The sequence below is a fragment of the Candidatus Megaera polyxenophila genome, from assembly GCF_029982035.1.
Lineage (GTDB): Bacteria > Pseudomonadota > Alphaproteobacteria > Rickettsiales > Rickettsiaceae > Megaera > Megaera polyxenophila.
This window is the reverse complement of record NZ_CP104166.1, coordinates 481,557-500,739: the sequence shown is the minus strand read 5'-3', so window position 1 is coordinate 500,739 and position 19,183 is coordinate 481,557. Positions and strand designations below refer to the sequence as shown.

Sequence of the window (19,183 nt, the reverse complement as noted above, 5' to 3'; positions counted from 1 at the left end):
TAACCATCATTTTTGTATTTATAATATTTTATTCATCTTTAAATGGGGTATAGAATCTTCCTCAAAATAATCTCCTTGAGCTTCATAGCCATTTTTTAAATAAAACTCTATTGCTGTAGCACGTGCATGGCAGTAAAGTTTTTTAAAACCATTTTTCTTTGCCACATCTTCACAAAATATCATCATTCTTGAACCAATTCCATTATTGGTCAAATCTTCTTTGACTACAACACGCTGCATTTTACAATTTTGACCTTTCGGTACTAATACAGCAGTAGCAATTAATTCTAAACCATTAAGGCCAATAATTTGAATATGCTCTTTTTCTGCGAATAATTCAGATTCAGAAAAACTCAAACCTAAAGGTTTACGCAAAATGCGTTCCCTTAAAGCAACTGCCTTTTTATATTCAGAACTGCCATATTCTATAATTTTAAAGTTGATCTCTAAAAGCATAGTTTGCATAATAAAAACAGTTTTTATCAGTTTAATAACAATCGTAACACCATCAAGTAAATGGTTTTAATAATCGACTTTTAAAAAATACAATCCTTCGGCAGGAGCAGTAGGAGCTCCCTTTGATCTATCTTTCTGCTCCAGTATTTCTTTTATTTTTTCCGGTGGCCAAATACCCTTTCCTACCTGCAGCAGATTACCGACTATATTCCGTACCATATGGTGAAGAAATGAAATAGCAGAAACATAAATTTCTATATTCTCTCCCTCTCGAATAATTTCTATATTTGAAATGGTTTTTACAGGGGAGCTAGACTGGCACTGGGCTGCTCGAAAAGAACTAAAATCATGTTTACCTAGCAAATATGATGCAGCCTCTCTCATCAATTCCACGTCCAGCGGGTCTTTTACCCAATATTGCAAACCGGCGTTAATAATATTAATCGACGGGCGATTAATAATTTTATAGACATAATACCTTTGTTTAGCAGAGAAACGAGCATTAAAATCTAGTTCTACTAATCTACAATCTGTAACCCCTACTTTATGAGGCCTACAAAAATGATTAATAGAATGCATTACTCTGCGAGGCTCGTAAAAAGCAGTTAAATCGAAACTGGCCACCTGTCCGTACGCATTTACACCGGCATCTGTCCTTCCTGCAGCAGTAACTAAAACACTTTCCTTGCTAAATTTAAAAATTGCCTCTTCAATTAACTGTTGGAGGGATAAAGCCTCTGCTTGCCTTTGCCAGCCACAAAAACCGGCACCTAAATATTCAAGAGTAATTTTATATCTAAATTTATTGCCCACAGGATAGATATTATTTTGTTTATTATCCATTATAAGCTATATGGCCTTATAAGACGAGATGCTGAACTAGATTTATATAAGTCTAGTTCAGCTTATATTGAAATTGCGTTATTGCTTAGCTTTTTGCTACCGCTGCTACTTCATCGGCAAAGTTTATCACTTCTTTTTCAATACCTTCACCCAGTTCAAATCTTGCATAACTTGCAAGCACGACAGGTGCGCCAAGTTCTTTCGAAGCGTTTGCAACTACTTCAGTAATTTTTGACTTACCATCAATAACAAAAATCTGATCAAGCAAAACTATTTCTTCTAAAAATTTACGGATTCTCCCCTCGATCATTTTTTCAATTATGTTATCCGGCTTTCCTGAGGCTCTGGATTGCTCGGTAAATATATCCTTTTCTCTTTGAATTAAAGCTGGATCAACAGACTCTTTATTTAAACATACCGGCTTTGCCGCTGCTACGTGCATGGCTATTTGCTTGCCAAGAGCCATCAACTTATCTTTATCGCCTGTTGATTCTAAGGCTACCAACACTGAAATTTTGCCCATACCGTCTGCTGTAGCATTATGTACGTAAGAAGCAATAACACCATCTTTTATTTTAAGTGTTTGCATGCGGCGCAAACTAAGGTTTTCACCAATAGTTGCGATATTCTCTATTATTAAGTCTTCTACAGTTTTACCGTTTTCAATAATTGTCGATTTTAATTGTTCAATGGTGGAACAATTAATCGCTTTTTGAGCAATTTTTCTAACTAAATTCTGAAAAGTTTCATTTCTTGAAACAAAGTCTGTTTCAGAATTAACCTCTATGACTGCGGCCATGTTGCCATTTACTTCTAGGGCGGTTAAACCTTCCGATGCTACTCTGCCTGCTTTTTTTGCGGCAGCCGCTAAGCCCTTAGTTCTAAGCCAATCAACAGCTGCTTCGAAATCACCTGACGTTTCGACTAGGGCTTTTTTGCAGTCCATCATTCCTGCACCTGTTTTTTCCCTCAAATCTTTTACTAATGATGCTGATACACTCATTATATTCCTCTCGAAAAATATTTAAAATTATTGTGCTACCGAATCACTCGCTGTAGCTTTGCTTTTTGTGGTTTTTGCAACTGCTGTTTTAGTTATTACTGCTTTTTTTTGCAGAGGTGGTAGGTTTTTCCAACTCATTTGAGTTGCTTTCTTCTGTAGCCTTTACCTCTACAACAATATCTTTAGATGCAGCTTTTGCTTTAGAAACCTTGGCAGTTTTTTCAATTTTTTTAACTCCTTCCAAACCTTTCTCTGATTTTGCTGCAAGAGAAGCTCCCACATCTACTCCAGAATTCTTGAGAGAATCCTGTATTCCAGCTAATGCAGCATCAGCAAATAAACTGCAATATAGCCTGATTGACCTTATGGCATCATCATTACCGGGTATTGGGAAATCGATATTATCAGGGTCGGAATTGCTATCTACTACTGCAACTATCGGAATATTTAATTTTACAGCTTCTTTTATAGCTAAATGCTCTTTATTTGTATCAATAATTACAACCAGATCAGGACGGCCGCCAATATTTCTGATACCAAAAAATGACCTAACCAACTTTTCTTTTTTACGTGTTAAGTCTAAAAGCTCCTTTTTTGGATAGTTGACCAGCTCTTCCGTATTACCAAGAGTTTTTTCAATGCTATCTAGTTTTTTTATTGACCTTGAAATGGTACTCCAATTAGTTAAAATTCCACCAAGCCATCTGTGATTAATATAATATTGATCACATTTCTGGGCATACTCAGCTATTAGTTCCGTAGCTTGCACTTTACTACTTACAAATAGTACCTTACCATTATTTTTTACTGTTTCATAAATTTTCTTTAAAGCGATTTGTAGTAAAGGTACAGTTTGTTGTAAATCAATTATATGCACGTTATCTTTTATTCCGTAAATATACGGCTCCATTTTAGGATTCCAGCGGGAAGCTTTATGACCAAAATGTATACCAGCATCTAGCAAATCGCTAACGCTTACTTTAGGTAAGTTAGACATTATATTTTATCTCCAATATTGTTAGTTTAAACCTCCGTATCAGCTATAGACCCCAAATAATTTTGGACTAACAAAGCATTCATGATACGTGTGAATTCTTAAAAGTTTAAGATAGCATAATTCCACTAATGGGCAGCTATCCGAGGCCAGTATTTCTACCAACACCGCTGTAATATACATTACCTTATAACTCTGTTCAAGAAGATTTTATTCGTACCTTTAAGTTCAGATAACTGCTATTAAATATCAAAGAGCCGTATCTTGTAATTTTAGCTAAAATGCTTTATTCTTGTTAGCAATTCAATATTTTGAGTATTTTAAGATGCTGGAAGAAATAGTAATTTCTGCAAAAAAAGCCATAGAACGTGCTGAAAATTCAGATAATTTACAGCAAATCAAAGTTCTATATCTTGGTAAATCCGGTTTTATAACCGAAGAAATGAAAAAATTAGGACAATTAGCTGCGGATGATAGAAAAGCGCTGGGACAAAAAATTAATAAAACCAAAGAGCAGATTCAAGAATTGCTAGATAAAAGAAGCAGGATTCTAGAGGAAAAAGAATTAAATATAAGGTTCGAAAAAGAAAGAATAGACCTTACAATTCCAGCAAAACCTATTAAAAAAGGAAGCATTCACCCTATTACCCAGTGCCTTGAAGAATTGATTCAAGTATTTTCTCAATATGGATTCGAGGTCAAAGACGGTCCAGACATAGAAGATGATTGGTATAATTTTACTGCTCTAAACATCGATGAAGATCATCCCGCCAGGCAAATGCACGATACTTTTTATTTAAAAAAAACATCTGATAAAACAAAACTTCTTAGAACCCAAACCTCTCCTATTCAGATAAGAACGATGCACAGTGGCAAACCTCCCTTTCGTTTTATAGCTCCTGGCAGAGTTTATCGGGCAGATTGGGATATGACCCACACACCAATGTTTCATCAAATCGAAGGATTAGTGATAGATAAAAACATTCACATGGGTCACTTAAAATATGTAATTATCGATTTTATTAGAAGTTTTTTTGAAAATGCCGATATTGAAGTTCAATTTAGGCCAAGTTTTTTTCCTTTTACCGAACCCTCCGCTGAGGTTGATATCAGAATGGATAAGAATAATAAATGGCTTGAAGTACTCGGTTGCGGAATGGTACATCCAAAAGTTTTAGAAAATGTTGGCATTAACCCAAAAGAATATCAAGGTTTTGCTTTTGGTCTGGGACTCGACCGTTTTGCAATGCTAAAATACGGTATAAAAGATTTAAGGCAGTTTTTTGAAGGAGATATTAGGTGGTTAAACCATTATAATTTTGCAGCACTTGATATTCCAACACTTGCAGGAGGTTTAACCAAATGAAATTTACCTTATCGTGGCTTAAAACCTTTCTTGACACTAAGGCAACTATCGAAGAACTAACCAAGAGCTTAACCATGCTTGGTTTAGAAGTAGAAGAAATTATTGATAGGAAGTCAGAACTTGAAAAGTTTGAAGTAGCACAAATTTTAGAAACTACTCCCCATCCAGATGCAGATAAGTTAAAGGTGTGTAAAGTTAAAACTGCCTCAGATATTCTTAGCATAGTATGCGGGGCTTCTAATGCTAGAAGCGAAATTAAAGTAGTCCTTGCAAAAATCGGCACAACTATTCCAAACGGTAATTTTAAGATAAAGCAATCAAAGATCCGTGGTGTAGATAGTTCTGGCATGTTATGTTCAAGAGAAGAACTAAACATAAAAGGTGATTCCTCTGGGATAATAGAACTCCCAGAAGATGCACAGGTAGGAGACAAAATTGCAAAGTATTTTGGCCTTGATGATCCAGTAATCCATATTAATGTAACGCCAAATAGAGCTGATAGCCTTGGAGTTTACGGTATCGCACGAGACTTGGCTGCTGCTGGGGTAGGCGTTTTAAAGAAGTTGGAAATTCCAGAAAACAAAGGAAGTTTTTCCTCAAATGCTGGAGTTCATATTTTAAATCAGGAAGCCTGCCCACTATTTGCAATTTACGAACTTAAAAATCTTCAAAATATAGAAAGCCCAAAATGGTTAAGAGAACATCTTGAAAATATTGGGGTGGGGTCTATTTCCGCTATAGTTGATGTTACAAATTATATAGCATATTCTTTCGGCCAACCGATGCATGCTTATGATGCGGATAAAATAAAAGGAAATTTGACAATCGAGAGTTTGAAATCCCACGAAAAAATTGTTGCTTTGAATGATAAAGAATACGAACTAAGTAATGACGATATAGTAATAAAAGATGAGCATGAAATACACTGCCTTGCTGGAATAATTGGCAGTAAGAATAGTGCTTGTAATCAAAATACTACTAGAATTTTGCTTGAAGCTGCTTGTTTTAATAGCAAATATATTGCTCGCACCGGTAGAAAATTGATGATTGATACAGATTCGCGCTATCGTTTCGAGAGACATGTAGACAAAGAGTTTACTTTAAAAGCTTTAAATTACGCTGCACATTTAATATTAGCAATTTGCAGAGGCGAAATTTCTGCTCTTAAAATGGCAGGTAGTGATAAAGTACCAGTTAGAACCATTGATTTTCCTATTGATTTTTTTGTTTCCAGAACTGGCTTCCATTTAAGCAGAGAAGAAATTATATCTATTTTGGAAAAACTTGGATTTAACTGTAAAAATGAAGAAGAAACAATCCAAATTACTATTCCCTCTTGGCGTTATGACGTCTCGATTAAAGAAGATATAGTAGAAGAAATTGCTAGGATATACGGTTATGATAAAATCCCTGTTACCCCCCTTCCAGGTAGTAATGTGCAAAAAATCATTAACCGCCAGCAAAAAAGGTTAATGGATATAAAAAGGTTGCTTGCAAGTAGTGGTTATACTGAAGTAGTAAGTTGGTCTTTCATGGACAGTAAAAAGGCTAAATTATTCTCTGGAATAAAAGAAGAATTAATAATACAAAACCCTATTAGTGCAGAGCTTGATTACATGAGACCGTCAATATTGCCTAATTTGCTAAAAATTGCCTGCAATAATATTAATCGATCTTATAAAGATTTAAGTTTATTTGAATTAGGACCAATTTTTCGTGAGGCAGAGAATATTAACCCTATTCAATCTGTAGCTGCTATCAGGATCGGCTCTAATTTACCAAAAAACTGCCATACCCCCCTTCAAAACGTCAATATTTTTGATCTAAAGTCAGATCTGGAAGCTATTTTTGCTTACTTTGGGCTTGACCTAGATAAGTGCCAGATTAAAAGCGAAGCACCAGATTATTACCATCCAACGCGTTCAGGTACTGTCGCTCTTGGTAAAAACATTCTGGCTTATTTTGGGCAGCTTCACCCATCCATATTAAAGATATTTGATATTGAATATGATGTAATGGCCTTTGAACTTGAATTGGCACAATTGCCAATTACTAAGGAAAAATTTGGTAAAAGACCCGAATTAAAGATTTCCGATTATCAACCAGTAACTAGGGATTATGCTTTTATTATTGATGAATCGCAAAAGATCGGAGAAATCATGAGCTTTATTAAAAATACGGATAAAAATTTAATCAGGAACGTTAATTTGTTCGATATCTATAGCGGGGAAAAAATAGAGAAAGGTAAAAAATCCATTGCAATTTCGGTAACAATACAGGACGATAATAAAACACTAACTGAAAAAGATATTAGTGATGTTAGCAAACTTATCATTGAAGGAGCGAGAACCAAATTTAGTGCTTATCTCAGGGAAGAGTGAAAATTTTTCTGAAGTTTTTGTGGGCACTAATTGCAACAGCCCTGTAGGTAAATGTTTTATTGCTTGGACTATTTCCGATAATTCTAGGGTATTAATCTGCTTTTTAGCATTTACGGAAGATACCACCAATTTAATTACGGCTAATTCTGCTTTAAAGAAACTTCTACCTGATACTTGCTTTAAAGAAAGTAATAAAGAAGCAGTAAAGCTAATTTCCAAAATTTTTGATAAGAAAGATAAAACTCAAATTCATTTACTAATAAAGGGGACAGAATTCCAAGAAAAAATCTGGCACGCCCTAACTGAAATAGATTTTGGCACGGCCATTTGCTATGAGGAACTCGCAAAGCGCATCGGTAATAAGAATTCTACCAGGGCTGTTGCCTCAGCAGTAGCTAGAAATAATATTTCCTATTTAATTCCTTGCCATAGAGTAATTAGGAAATCAGGAGAAATTAATAAATATCGCTGGGGGCAGGAAATAAAGAAAAAATTGCTCGACTGGGAAAGTAAAGCAGCGCAATGAAAAAAATTCCTCCAGAAAGACTACAACTATTAAATACTGGCCACGTAGAATCGAGGAATTTAATGGAGTTCCTGGTTTTAGATCCAGAGCTCATATTAAAAAATAATTTTCCTGATTTTAATTATACTAAACCGGCTGGCAGCATTGGTATAGTGCAAAAATTGGAATATATTTACGCAAAGCGTAATGTATCTATTGTCAAGTACAAAGTCTTGAGCGGTGCATCGCTGATTTGTTTCCCTCTGCTTTCTAAAGATGATAGTTTCATTTGGAAAGCCTTGGGATTCGGTGATCCCTCTTTCTGCCCATTAGCATCTTTCTCTTGTCGCGTCCCTTCCCTCCATGAGCATTACCTCACTTCCTCAGTACTATGAGCGCATCTGACTTCCCAGCTACCTTTGTTACTGCTTGCTGTACTTTGCATATAACTACCTAAATTATAAATTATAGGAGCGGCTGGGATTTCCTAGATTCCTCGGCTTAACAATTTCATACATGCCGACTACGCATACCCCGCCAGAAGATACTATACTCACTATATAGCATAGCATCCTGTTGCTTTCCACATCATAGACAGTGTCAGCTTCTGGGATCATCGAAGTTCTCGAGACTCTCTTGTAGTTCACTTTCGTTTCGGCCTATATTCACCTTGTTTACGCTTCACCTAAGCATTGCTACCTTCGGCGCAAAACTCAGTTCCGGTCGGTTAGTTAGGCCTTCTCTGGAAAGGAATTCCACCTTCTTGTTAAACCAGGCCTCTCCTGGCGTACCTATCGCATTAGTTGTATAAATTATCCGCCTAATAACCTCAGGGTACTGTAAAAAAACTACCAGATTTTCCCAATTATTCCGCTAGGATTTTGCTATGTGGGGGTACTTTTTTTCCCACTTCAGATCAAAATCAGATAAGGCGCTTAGAGCTTCATCTTCTTGGCAATAGTTTTTAATTGAAATTGGATGAAGGAAGACTATTATTTAACGTGTAAAGAGTATTTCCTATTTAACATGAACCGATCACAAAAAACCTACTTGCCTTTTAATATGCTTAGCTGCAAAACAGAGGCATTACCTAAAGCTCTTTAGAATGTAATATTTATAACTTATTAAGTAACAGATCAATTTTAGCAGCATTTTCAAAAGCCTGATCATAGTGGAATCTAATTTCAGGAGAATATTTTAAATTTATTCCTTTTGTTACGTATTGCCTAATAATATATTTTGATTCCTCTAACGCTTCTAGAATCTCATCTCTTGATAAGTTTGTATTAAAGGGTAAAAAATAACAATTAGCAACTTTTAAATCGGCAGAGATATTAACCTTGGTAATAGTCAAAGGCATAGGAATAAGCCTTATATCTACCCTCTTCCCTTTCATAAGACAGTCAATCACAGCAGCCCCAATTAACTGAGAGACTTTTAGCTGCCGTTGTGACTGGTATTTTTCCCGATCTTTAAGCTTAAAGTTGCTTTTGCTCTTCAACAATTTCAAATACCTCTACCAAATCACCAACCTTAATGTCATCATATTTTTCAAAGGCGATACCGCATTCAAAACCTTCCTGCACCTCTTTTACATCTTCTTTAAAACGCTTCAAGGTTTTAAGTTTGCCTTCGTGGATAACTATATCATTACGAAGCAACCTAACACCTGCACCTCTTTTTATAATACCTTTAGTTACATAACTGCCAGCAACTTTACCTACTTTAGAGACATTAAACACTTCACGTATCTCAACAGAACCAATATAAATTTCACGAATTACAGGCGATAGCATGCCGCTCATGATAGCTTTGATATCATCAATTAAATTATATATTATTGAATAATATCTAATATCAACTTTGTTTTTTTCAGCATCAGCCCGCGCTGCCGTATTTGATCTAACATTAAACCCAAGAATTATCGCTCCAGTTGCTTTAGAAAGTGTAACATCAGACTCAGTAATAGCTCCGACTCCTTGGTGAATGATTTTTAATTTTACTTCGTCACTAACAATTTTATTTAAGCTGCCAATTATGGCTTCAATTGAACCATGTACATCGCCTTTAATAATTATTGGCAGTTCTTTGATCTTACCCTCGCCGGAGGCTTTTTGGAACAAATCTTCTAAACTAGTTTTTGAGGCAGTAACCTTATTTTCTTTTAACTTTCGCATCCTATATTCTGTAATATCTCTAGCCTGTTTTTCTGTCATCACAACATTAAATAAATCTCCGGCTAAGGGAGCAACATTTAGGCCAAAAATTTCAACTACATAGGAGGGAAGAGCCTCTAAAACAGGTCTGCCTTTGTCATTATTCATTTTCTTAATACGACCGTAAGTTGTTCCCGCCACTAACAGATCGCCGTTTTTTAAAGTACCACGTTGAACTAAAATACTTGCAATTACCCCTTGCCCTTTATCTATTTTTGACTCAATTACTACACCAGAAGCTATAGTATTAGGATTTGCTTTCAGATCCTCCATTTCTGCAACCAGTAAAATCGCTTCCTCAAGCTTGTCAAGGTTCTTTTTTTCTTTAGCAGATACTGGCACTACTACTACATCACCACCAAGATCCTCGGGGACTAACTCATGCTGCAGTAACTCATTTTTAACTTTTTCAATATTTGCTTCTGGTTTATCAATCTTATTAATTGCTACTATTATAGGAACACCGGCAGCTTTCGCATGGCTTATTGCCTCAATTGTTTGAGTTTTAATTCCATCATCAGCTGCAACTACTAACACTACAATATCAGTAACTTTTGCTCCTCTTGTTCGCATTTCAGTAAAAGCTTCATGACCCGGGGTGTCAATAAAAGTAATCATCCTATTATCAGACATTTTGACGCTATAAGCCCCTATGTGCTGGGTTATACCGCCTGCTTCACCCGCTGCTACATCAGTGGATTTTAAAGCGTCTAAAAGTGATGTTTTACCATGATCGACGTGTCCCATTACTGTAACTATAGGAGCTCTTGGCTTTAGATATTCAGGTTTGTCTTCTTCAGTATTAAGAATATTTTCTACGTCTGACTCTTGTACTCTCTTAACAGAGTGACCAAAACTAGTAACAACAAGGTCAGCAGTATCGGCATCAATTGACTGATTCGCTGTTGCCATAACGCCTAATTTCATTAACTCACGTATAACGTCGGTGACCCTTTCCGTCATTCTGTTGGATAATTCAGATACAGTAATAACTTCTGGTATAACCACTTCTCTGTAAACTTTATCCTGTTTTTTACCATCTAAGTTATCACTCTTGCGCCTTTGTTTTGCTTTAGCACGTTGTATAGAAGCTAAACTTCTTGTTTTAGCTGGAATATCACCGGAATCTTCACTTAGCATATTGAAGATATCAGATTTCTTAATTTTTTTAGGTTCGATAGCTTTCTGTTTTATTAGAGCTTTAGCATCTTCTAATTTTTTCCTTTCGAACTCTTCCTCTTCTTGAAGAAGCTTTTGCTTATTAGCTTTTAATTCTAAATCATTTTTATCAGCTCTACTAGTATTAGGTTCAAGACCTAAAGATGTAATGTGTTCCGATGCGGATAGATTATCCGATTCCTTTTCCACTTGCATAGACTGATTCATTTCAACAATCTTTGAAAGCGTACTAATTTTGCTATCATCAAGTTTATCCTCTTCACGCGCTTTTTGAAGTACAGATAATCTTCTAGTTACTTGTAAGTGATCTGTAGGAATATTTTCTCTATCGTCCCTAATATTAACCTCAGAAGAAACTGCTTTACCACGTTTAACTTCTACCACGACAGTAGATCCCGAAGAACCCATAGTTCTAGACAAATTTCTAGGATGAACGGTTTTCCCTAAGGTCAGTTTTGCCCCCCCAAGAGTTAGCTTTTTTGTTGTTTTGTCTTCTATATCTTTATTATCTGTCATGTTAAAATTTAAATGCTTTATATTTTTTGCGTAAAATAAACTACTTAGTTATCTTGCCATGGCCCAAATTTTGCTTCACAGCAGTATTTTTCACAGCTTATTTATTTTGTGCCTGAGCGAAACTAATTAATTCCTCTATATCCTTTGTGTTTATATGATCTTCTGGTACAATATTTCTAAATTCTTCAACTGACATCTCCCCAAGATCTTCAATAGTTTTTACTCCATACTCGGCTAATTTTAATATATATTCAGGAGCAAGGTCAAGAGCATCTACCAACTCTTGCTCGACTCCAAGCTGCTCGAGATTAGTAATAATTTTTTCATTTTGGTTTTCAATATATTTTATAGCACGATTTTTTAGGTCTTTTACCAATTTTGGATCAAATCCTTGTATGGATTCAAGAATTGCATTATCGGTACTGGCAATCTGATCTATAGTCGTAAAACCTTCTGCTGATAGTAGCTGAGCTAAAACCTCTTCTACATCAAGACCTTTGATAAATAGTTCTGTAGTATTAGTAAATTCTTCGGTCCGTCTTTTTGATTCTTGTTCTTCAGTCATCACATCAATTGCCCAACCGGTAATTTTAGATGCAAGTCGTACATTTTGACCGCGCCTGCCAATAGCAAGACTGAGTTGATCATCCGGCACTACTATCTCGACTTTCCTTTTATCTTCATCAAAAACAATTTTTGAAATTTGGGCCGGAGTCATTGAATTAATTACAAATTGAGCTATATTTTTATCCCATAGTATTACATCAATTTTCTCTCCGTTTAATTCGTTAGTAATTGCGCGAACTCTGTTTCCCCTTACCCCAACACAAGATCCAACAGGATCAACACTAACATCAGCAGCAAATACTGCAATTTTTGCTTTAGAACCAGGTTCCCTGGCAATAGCTTTTATTTCAATAATATGGTCGTATATTTCAGGCACTTCCATTTCAAATAATTTTTCAAGGAATTTATTGTTCGTTCTTGACAGGAAGATCTGAGGACCTTTCATTTCGGGTCTGACATCAAGAACAAACGCTTTGATCCTATCATTGATTTTAAAGACTTCTCCCCTTATTTGTTGATCTCTTCCAAGTATTGCTTCCGCTCTTCCCACATCAACAATAATATTGCCAAATTCTATTCTTTTAACCGTCCCGTTTAAAATATCACCTTTACGATCTTTATAATCTTCGTATTGACGTAAACGTTCTGCTTCTCCGACCTTTTGCACTATTACTTGTTTCGCTGTTTGAGCTGCAACCCTACCCAAATCAATTGGAGGTAATTTTTCTAAAACTTCTTCATCAATTTTAATGTCAGGCTTGATAGACATAGCATCAGAAAGGGAAATTTCTGTAAATGTGTTTTCAACTTTTTCTACTACCTTACGAACACGATATAATATAATTTCACCGGTATTGTGGTTAATTTCGGCCTTGATATTATGTTCATGACCATACTTTTTACGTCCTGCCACTTGAACAGCTTGTTCCATAGCATCGATTAAATTTGCTCTTGGTATTCCACGTTCCCTGGATACTGCTTCAACTATTTGCAGGATTTCTGCATTACCTACGTTACTCATTCCGATAATTCTCCTTACTAAATATAACTAATAATTATTTATTTTATCCCTTTTAATAATTGCCTAAATTCCTCATCAGTTAAAACCAGATTAGCTCCCTTTATGTTATCATAAGCAAAAATCAATTGGACATTTTTTGATTTTATTGTTATTTCCTTTCCTTTTACTTCTATCAGTTTTCCCTTAAAACCGATTTTGCCATTATGGGGTTCTTTTAATTTTAATTTAATTTCTCTTCCTAAAAACCTTTCAAAATCTTGTAGCTTAACTAATGGTCGCTCTACTCCGGCCGATGCTACCTCAAGAAAATATTTATCTTTAATTATATCTTCAACATCTAAAATAGCTGAAACATTTTTACTGACTTCTCTGCAATCTTTAACTTGTACTTTATTACCGTCTTTACGATCAATGAGAATTTCAAGAACTTTTCTGCTTCCGCCTTGAAAACTTACCTTTACAAGATCAAGACCGAGATCATCAATAACTGACTCTATTAATGGTCTAATTTTTTCTTCCATTTGCACTCAATATGCTTACAACAAAAAAGGCAGGCAAAGCCCACCTTTAAATAAAATTATTATTTAATTTCCTGAATTGTATAATAATTATTTTAACTGTTCAAGGAAATAATTTAAGCAGCTCTTTTTTGACCTGATTTTTTTCTTTTCCTAGGAAAAGGACTTCCGGCATCGGCTTTGTAATCAAAAGGCTTATTGCTTCTTTTTCTTCCTTGTTTTCTATTAGATATTGATTGGAAAGCATCAGATGATCTTTTTTCATTCCTACTTCCTCCATTTTTTGAAGAAGATTTAAAAACTTCTCTACTAGACTGACCTTTGTTTATTAATCTATCAATAGCTTTTTTACGAATAATATCTGCTCCAGCAACAAATGATATTGCAAAACCTTTAGCTCCAGCTCTACCTGTTCTACCTATACGGTGCAGGTAATCCTCAGGACACGATGGTAAATCATAATTAAACACATATTTTATATGATCAACATCAAGGCCTCTTGCTGCAACATCTGTAGCTACTAAAATACGAGTTTTTTCTTTTCGGAAAGCATCAAGTACTTTTGTTCTTTTACCTTGGTTTAAATCACCGTGAATAGCTTCAGCTTTATGACCATTATTTTTTAGATTTCTTGCTAACTTATCTGCCCCTCTTTTAGTTTTTACAAAAACTATTATAGTTCCATCTTTTGAATTTAGTTGATTATCAAGTTCACTATATTTGAGTTCTTCTTTGATATCAATAAATTGCTGGTCAATTTCAGGAGCAGCTTTATTAGCTTGTCCTATAGTAATTTTATGAGGGTTATTTAAATATTTATGCGATGCTTCGACTATATGATTTGGCATAGTGGCGGAAAACATCAGAACTTGACGAGTTGCAGGTAAATATTTATTTATTTGATCAATCTGCTCTTTCATCCCCATATCAAGCATTCTATCCATTTCGTCTAGGACTAAATACTTAAACTCATTAAGATTGACCGTTTTGCGAGTTAAATGATCAATTAACCTACCAGGAGTTGCAACTATCACATCCGGTTTAGTCATTAATTTTGAGACCTGTTTACCAAAAGGTTCACCTCCAATAATGGCAGTACCTGAAATTTTTATTCTCCCGGCAGTTTTGTTAAGTGCCGCACAAACTTGCACAGCTAATTCACGTGTAGGTACTAATACTAATATTTTTGCCCTTTCTTGTAAAATTTTTGTGATTGCTGGCAATAAATAAGCAAGTGTTTTCCCTGAACCGGTTTGACTAGAAGCTAGTATATCTGATCCTTGAATTGCACTTGGAATAGATTGTTTTTGTATTTCCGTGGGGATCAAAATTCCCATACGTGTTAAGTTACCTAATATCTCGGTCGGTAAGTTCATTTCATTAAAATTCATACAAATTTGCTCAAATTACATGTTAAAATTTTTGATCACTCCGCAAATATTGATTGAACCCTATTTAACAAGTAATCAAATTCTCAAGACTCTTAAGATTGTTTTTAAGGAGTCGGTTTTAGATGCCGTCAAAAATTCAGCATAAATTATTTAATACTGAAAAATGCTTTCTGCATCAGGACAAACCAGCTTTTTTGCATTGCATATCCTATCCCATAATCCCTAATCATTAAGACTAGATTTTTATGATCACATTAACAACAAAATGCTGGTATTAAATTACGCACCTAAAAACTATAAGAAGTTTTTTTTAAGATTTGGATTTTACTACCTAAAATGTAAATAGGAAGGTAGTAAAATCTTTTTTTTGTACAGCTATTGGGATTTAATTTAAAATCCTTTAAGCAAAACCCAAGAAAGTAGCGCCATATTTCAAATAGATGTTACTTGTTTTATGACAGGATTTAGATGGGTTTGAAAGTGTTTGTGTCCGGTTTTATAGGCTCACGAGCATTAACTTAAGGTAAAAAGCTGTACTTAAACTCTAATTTGCTTATACGCGAAGATTTATAGCTGAAGTTTTTCCGCCTTTTTCTTCTAAGTCAAATCTTACTTCTTGACCTTCATCTAGAGTTTTTAGTCCAGCATCTTGTACTGCTGATATATGAACAAAAACATCCTTCTTGTTTTCTGCTGATTCAATAAAACCATAACCCTTTGTAGGGTTGAACCACTTAACTTTGCCTTCCATAGTTTAATCTTCGATTTAAATTGTTAAAAACTGGTTTAAAATTTTACATTCAGTTTTAATCAATAGAACTTCTAAAAATCGAAACTAGACCGTAAATAATAATAAACTTGAAAGTGAGTGTACCTCTTTTTAAGAAGAGTGTCAATTAATATTACTTAAGGATATTTGTTGTTAACTATATTATTTTTTCTGTAATCGTAATAAATATGCCAAAAATATCTCACATTATTTCTAATGTATAATCGAGTTTATAAGTTTTGTGCATCCTTTTGGCTAAAGAGATATTATGGGTAACCATAATTATGGCTGTGCCTAAATTTTCTGCTCTATCTAGGAAAAGTTCAAATACCTCTTCTGCTGTATTAGAATCCAGATTACCTGTGGGTTCATCAGCTAAAATAAGCTTTGGGTTATTAATTAGAGCACGGGCTATCGCTACTCGTTGCTGTTCACCACCTGATAATTCTCCTGGAAAATTATATAATCTACCGCCTAAACCTAATTTTCTTAATAAATCCTCAGATCTTTCGAGAGCCTGTTTTTTTTCAACACCAGAAATTAGTAAAGGCATTGCGGCATTTTCCTGAGCGGTAAAATCACCTAATAAATGATGGTACTGGTATATAAAACCCAAATTTTCCAGTCTAATTTGGGAAGCATATTTTAAATTACATAATTTGTGGGCAGGAATATTTTCAATATAAACAGATCCGGAATCAGAAGAATCTAAAAGACCAGCAATATGAAGTAAGGTAGATTTTCCACTTCCAGAAGCCCCCACTATAGCTACCATCTGATTTTTAACAATTTGAAGATTGATATTTTTTAGAACCTCAATCGTTGATCTTCCTTGACGATAATCCTTATTAATATTTTTTAATTCTAAAATTACTTGTTTATCACTCATATCTCATCGCCTCGATCGGATTTAACCTTGCCGCTTTAAATGAGGGATAGATAGCTGCAAGTAATGAAAGAACTAAAGATAATGAGCCAACAATAACAACATCAGAGATTCTGACAACTGACGGCAGACTATAGAGAAAATAAATAGCCGGATCAAAGATTTTGGTATCAGAAATACCCTCCAGAAATAGCCGAATATTTTCTATATTATAAGAAACGGCAAGGCCTAAAAATATACCTAAAAATGTCCCTATCACACCAATGAGCAAACCGTTAATTACGAAAATTCCCATTATTTGGCTAACGGATGCCCCCATAGTTTTAAGGATTGCAATATCCTTGGTTTTGTCTTTTACTATCATAAATAAGCTAGAGATAATATTAAAAGCTGCCACTATTATGATTAAAGAAAGAATAGTAAACATAGCCGTTCTCTCTATCTCAAGAGCTTTCAAGAATTGCTGGTTACTATCTAGCCAGCTTGAAACCCTAACACCAGGACCAAGTTCTTTCTGCAGTAAACTAGCATAAGCTTTGGCAAGTTCAGGGTTATCAACATTTATTTCGATTAAATTAATTTCCTCTCCAAGTGACAGAAATTTTTGGGCAGCGCTAACTGGCATAACCATAGTGGCCGAATCATAATCATACAGTCCGCTGCTAAAAATTGCTATTACAGTAAAATCCTTGGATCTGGGCATAGTACCAAACGTTGTAGAAATAACATTCGGTGAAATCAATTTAATTTTAGAACCGACCGAAACCCCTAAATTATGAGCAAGTTCTGCGCCTACTGCTAAGGCGGTAGTTCCTTCGTAACCTTCAAAACTTCCTTGAAATACGTTAGTTAAGATCTCTCCTTTATTTTTTAAATCAACAAGATCTATGCCCTTAATCAGAACACCACTATTGGTTTTTGGACCTAGAGCTAAAGCCTGGCCAGAAACAATAGGAGATGTTTTTTTTACAAAATTGTGTTTTTTTATGGTTTCTAGAACGCTTGGATAATCAGCTATAGCCTTACCTATTGGCGTAACAGAAATATCCCCCTTTATACCAATAATATTAGAGGTTAACTGAATATGGAAACCATTCATGACTGACATCACAACAATTAAGGCTGCCACGCCAATTGTTATACCAGCTAGGGATATCCCAGATATTATAGAGACAAATTTTTCATTTTTTTTCGCTCTGAAATATCTCAGGGCTACTATGATTGCGAATTTATCTAACATTCAGATCGTCAATTACTTCATTAATCGCTATCTGCCAATCCATCTCCTGCATTTCCCCTGTTCTTCTGTTTTTTAGCTCTGCTAAATTTTGAGACGCTTTTTTAGGCCCTACGATAATTTGCCAAGGAGAACCTATTAAATCATGAGTAGCAAATTTTGACCCAGGGCGTTCTTCAGTATCATCAAGGAGAACCTCAATATTTTGAGCTTTTAACCTGTTATATATACTATAGGCAACGTCATTACAGTTTTGATCATTTATGTTTAGATTAATAACAGATACCTTGAAAGGTGCGACAGAAACAGGCCAAATTATCCCCCTTTCATCATTACTAACTTCAATAATAGCTGCTACCAGCCTTGAAACCCCTATTCCGTAAGACCCCATCTGAATTGGAACTAACTTCCCTTTTTCATTATTAACAAACGCATTCATAGGTTTTGAATATTTATCGCCGAAATTAAAAATATGGCCAACTTCAATACCTTTTCGGACTGATAATTCTTTTTCATCTATAGGACAGTTTTTTGGATTATGTTTCTCTTCGGTTGCTGCATATAATGATTTAACTAAAGAAAGATCATCTGCCAACTCTTCTTTTAAAAGATCAAATTTTTTATCGTAATAAAGCGTGCTTTCACCAGTATCTGCTATAACATGAAATTCATGACTCAGACTACCGCCAATTTCACCGGTATCTGCTGCAAGCGGTATGGCCAAAAGCCCAAGGTCGCTAAACGTACGCATATAAGCTGTAAACATTTGATTATAAGTCTTAATAGCTCCCTCTTCATCTATATCTAACGAGTAAGCATCTTTCATCAAAAATTCCCGTCCTCTCATGAGACCAAAACGCGGCCTTATTTCATCTCTAAACTTCCATTGAATTTGGTAAAAAACTTTTGGTAAATCTTTGTAAGATTGCATCGAATGTCTTACAATATCGGTGAGAACTTCTTCGTTGGTCGGACCAAATAACAAATCATGGTCATGACGGTCCTTGAACTTAAGCATTTCTTTGCCGTATGTATCAAATCTACCGGATTCGACCCATAAATCAGCACTTTGAATACATGGCATTAACATTTCAATAAATCCGGACGCATCCATGTTAAACCTAACAATGTTTTCTACATTTTTAAGTACTTTTATACCAAGAGGTAACCAATTATAAATTCCTGCAGCATGCTGCCGAATCATTCCGCTTTTTAACATCAAGGCATGTGATATCACCTTTGCCTCAGCAGGACTTTCCTTCAATACTGGTAAAAAAAACTCAGACTGTAACATGATATTATGTACCTAATAAATTATACTTTAAGTGGTTTTTA

The 19,183-nt window shown here is 35.0% G+C and carries 17 protein-coding genes and 1 pseudogene; 4 read left to right on the top strand and 14 right to left on the bottom strand.

The genetic code is table 11. From position 1 onward, the window contains the following. Positions 1-18: 18 nt before the first annotated feature. From N3Z16_RS02580 to rpsB, 4 genes are all read right to left on the bottom strand, one after another. Entirely contained in the window at positions 19-456 is a 438-nt protein-coding gene (locus N3Z16_RS02580; RefSeq protein ID WP_282486617.1) for a GNAT family N-acetyltransferase, read from the bottom strand. A 66-nt stretch (positions 457-522) separates the two neighbouring features. Beyond that, positions 523-1,299: a tRNA pseudouridine(38-40) synthase TruA gene (truA, locus tag N3Z16_RS02575; protein ID WP_223939351.1), complete on the bottom strand. Its 777-nt coding sequence runs from the start codon at positions 1,297-1,299 to the stop codon at positions 523-525. An 85-nt stretch (positions 1,300-1,384) separates the two neighbouring features. Next, positions 1,385-2,302, bottom strand: coding sequence for a translation elongation factor Ts (gene tsf / locus N3Z16_RS02570; RefSeq protein ID WP_282486616.1), 918 nt, complete (start codon positions 2,300-2,302; stop codon positions 1,385-1,387). Positions 2,303-2,390: 88 nt separating this feature from the next. Continuing rightward, a complete protein-coding gene (rpsB, locus tag N3Z16_RS02565) occupies positions 2,391-3,299 on the bottom strand; it encodes a 30S ribosomal protein S2 (protein WP_282486615.1) in 909 nt (302 codons plus the stop codon). A gap of 322 nt (positions 3,300-3,621) precedes the next feature. Here rpsB and pheS point away from each other — a divergent pair, with 322 nt between their 5' ends. From pheS to N3Z16_RS02545, 4 genes are read left to right on the top strand one after another with little or no spacing between them, the layout of a single operon-like run. Then, positions 3,622-4,662, top strand: coding sequence for a phenylalanine--tRNA ligase subunit alpha (gene pheS, locus N3Z16_RS02560; RefSeq protein ID WP_282486614.1), 1,041 nt, complete (start codon positions 3,622-3,624; stop codon positions 4,660-4,662). Then, on the top strand, positions 4,659-7,043 hold the full coding sequence (gene pheT, locus N3Z16_RS02555; RefSeq protein ID WP_282486613.1) for a phenylalanine--tRNA ligase subunit beta: 2,385 nt from the start codon (positions 4,659-4,661) through the stop codon (positions 7,041-7,043). The genes pheS and pheT overlap by 4 nt, the downstream gene beginning before the upstream one ends. A gap of 19 nt (positions 7,044-7,062) precedes the next feature. Then, on the top strand, positions 7,063-7,569 hold the full coding sequence (locus N3Z16_RS02550) for a methylated-DNA--[protein]-cysteine S-methyltransferase (protein ID WP_282486612.1): 507 nt from the start codon (positions 7,063-7,065) through the stop codon (positions 7,567-7,569). Continuing rightward, on the top strand, positions 7,566-7,943 hold the full coding sequence (locus N3Z16_RS02545) for a hypothetical protein (RefSeq protein ID WP_282486611.1): 378 nt from the start codon (positions 7,566-7,568) through the stop codon (positions 7,941-7,943). The genes N3Z16_RS02550 and N3Z16_RS02545 overlap by 4 nt, the downstream gene beginning before the upstream one ends. 397 nt (positions 7,944-8,340) lie before the next feature. On the opposite strand, the pseudogene N3Z16_RS11605 reads toward N3Z16_RS02545, so the two are convergent. The 10 genes and pseudogenes from N3Z16_RS11605 to proS all read right to left on the bottom strand — a co-directional run. Then, positions 8,341-8,499: pseudogene (locus tag N3Z16_RS11605) on the bottom strand (transposase); the annotation flags it as partial. Positions 8,500-8,662: 163 nt separating this feature from the next. Continuing rightward, positions 8,663-9,049 (bottom strand): 30S ribosome-binding factor RbfA, encoded by a 387-nt coding sequence (gene rbfA, locus N3Z16_RS02540; protein WP_282486940.1) that lies wholly within the window; start codon positions 9,047-9,049, stop codon positions 8,663-8,665. After that, positions 9,027-11,459 carry a translation initiation factor IF-2 gene (gene infB / locus N3Z16_RS02535; RefSeq protein ID WP_282486610.1) on the bottom strand — a complete coding sequence of 811 codons (2,433 nt, stop codon included), beginning with the start codon at positions 11,457-11,459 and terminating at the stop codon, positions 9,027-9,029. The genes rbfA and infB overlap by 23 nt, the downstream gene beginning before the upstream one ends. A 97-nt stretch (positions 11,460-11,556) precedes the next feature. Next, positions 11,557-13,047 (bottom strand): transcription termination factor NusA, encoded by a 1,491-nt coding sequence (gene nusA / locus N3Z16_RS02530; protein ID WP_282486609.1) that lies wholly within the window; start codon positions 13,045-13,047, stop codon positions 11,557-11,559. Positions 13,048-13,085: 38 nt separating this feature from the next. Further along, complete coding sequence (locus tag N3Z16_RS02525) at positions 13,086-13,568, bottom strand: ribosome maturation factor RimP (protein WP_223938345.1); 483 nt, start codon at positions 13,566-13,568, stop codon at positions 13,086-13,088. A 113-nt stretch (positions 13,569-13,681) separates the two neighbouring features. Further along, positions 13,682-14,956 (bottom strand): DEAD/DEAH box helicase, encoded by a 1,275-nt coding sequence (locus tag N3Z16_RS02520; RefSeq protein ID WP_410519473.1) that lies wholly within the window; start codon positions 14,954-14,956, stop codon positions 13,682-13,684. 553 nt (positions 14,957-15,509) lie between these two features. Next, complete coding sequence (locus N3Z16_RS02515) at positions 15,510-15,707, bottom strand: cold-shock protein (protein WP_223938346.1); 198 nt, start codon at positions 15,705-15,707, stop codon at positions 15,510-15,512. Positions 15,708-15,927: 220 nt separating this feature from the next. Then, positions 15,928-16,614 carry an ABC transporter ATP-binding protein gene (locus N3Z16_RS02510; RefSeq protein ID WP_223938347.1) on the bottom strand — a complete coding sequence of 229 codons (687 nt, stop codon included), beginning with the start codon at positions 16,612-16,614 and terminating at the stop codon, positions 15,928-15,930. Further along, positions 16,607-17,851 (bottom strand): lipoprotein-releasing ABC transporter permease subunit, encoded by a 1,245-nt coding sequence (locus N3Z16_RS02505; protein ID WP_223938348.1) that lies wholly within the window; start codon positions 17,849-17,851, stop codon positions 16,607-16,609. Before N3Z16_RS02505 ends, N3Z16_RS02510 begins: the two co-directional genes overlap by 8 nt. Continuing rightward, on the bottom strand, positions 17,841-19,142 hold the full coding sequence (gene proS / locus N3Z16_RS02500) for a proline--tRNA ligase (RefSeq protein ID WP_282486608.1): 1,302 nt from the start codon (positions 19,140-19,142) through the stop codon (positions 17,841-17,843). The genes N3Z16_RS02505 and proS overlap by 11 nt, the downstream gene beginning before the upstream one ends. Positions 19,143-19,183 lie beyond the last annotated feature (41 nt).

What these genes read in the sequence shown, in the direction of transcription:
- N3Z16_RS02580 (WP_282486617.1), bottom strand. Translation starts at nt 456, where the DNA reads ATGCTTTTAGAGATCAACTTTAAAATTATAGAATATGGCAGTTCTGAA.
- truA (WP_223939351.1), bottom strand. Translation starts at nt 1,299, where the DNA reads ATGGATAATAAACAAAATAATATCTATCCTGTGGGCAATAAATTTAGA.
- tsf (WP_282486616.1), bottom strand. Translation starts at nt 2,302, where the DNA reads ATGAGTGTATCAGCATCATTAGTAAAAGATTTGAGGGAAAAAACAGGT.
- rpsB (WP_282486615.1), bottom strand. Translation starts at nt 3,299, where the DNA reads ATGTCTAACTTACCTAAAGTAAGCGTTAGCGATTTGCTAGATGCTGGT.
- pheS (WP_282486614.1), top strand. Translation starts at nt 3,622, where the DNA reads ATGCTGGAAGAAATAGTAATTTCTGCAAAAAAAGCCATAGAACGTGCT.
- pheT (WP_282486613.1), top strand. Translation starts at nt 4,659, where the DNA reads ATGAAATTTACCTTATCGTGGCTTAAAACCTTTCTTGACACTAAGGCA.
- N3Z16_RS02545 (WP_282486611.1), top strand. Translation starts at nt 7,566, where the DNA reads ATGAAAAAAATTCCTCCAGAAAGACTACAACTATTAAATACTGGCCAC.
- infB (WP_282486610.1), bottom strand. Translation starts at nt 11,459, where the DNA reads ATGACAGATAATAAAGATATAGAAGACAAAACAACAAAAAAGCTAACT.
- nusA (WP_282486609.1), bottom strand. Translation starts at nt 13,047, where the DNA reads ATGAGTAACGTAGGTAATGCAGAAATCCTGCAAATAGTTGAAGCAGTA.
- N3Z16_RS02525 (WP_223938345.1), bottom strand. Translation starts at nt 13,568, where the DNA reads ATGGAAGAAAAAATTAGACCATTAATAGAGTCAGTTATTGATGATCTC.
- N3Z16_RS02520 (WP_410519473.1), bottom strand. Translation starts at nt 14,956, where the DNA reads ATGAATTTTAATGAAATGAACTTACCGACCGAGATATTAGGTAACTTA.
- N3Z16_RS02515 (WP_223938346.1), bottom strand. Translation starts at nt 15,707, where the DNA reads ATGGAAGGCAAAGTTAAGTGGTTCAACCCTACAAAGGGTTATGGTTTT.
- N3Z16_RS02510 (WP_223938347.1), bottom strand. Translation starts at nt 16,614, where the DNA reads ATGAGTGATAAACAAGTAATTTTAGAATTAAAAAATATTAATAAGGAT.
- N3Z16_RS02505 (WP_223938348.1), bottom strand. Translation starts at nt 17,851, where the DNA reads ATGTTAGATAAATTCGCAATCATAGTAGCCCTGAGATATTTCAGAGCG.
- proS (WP_282486608.1), bottom strand. Translation starts at nt 19,142, where the DNA reads ATGTTACAGTCTGAGTTTTTTTTACCAGTATTGAAGGAAAGTCCTGCT.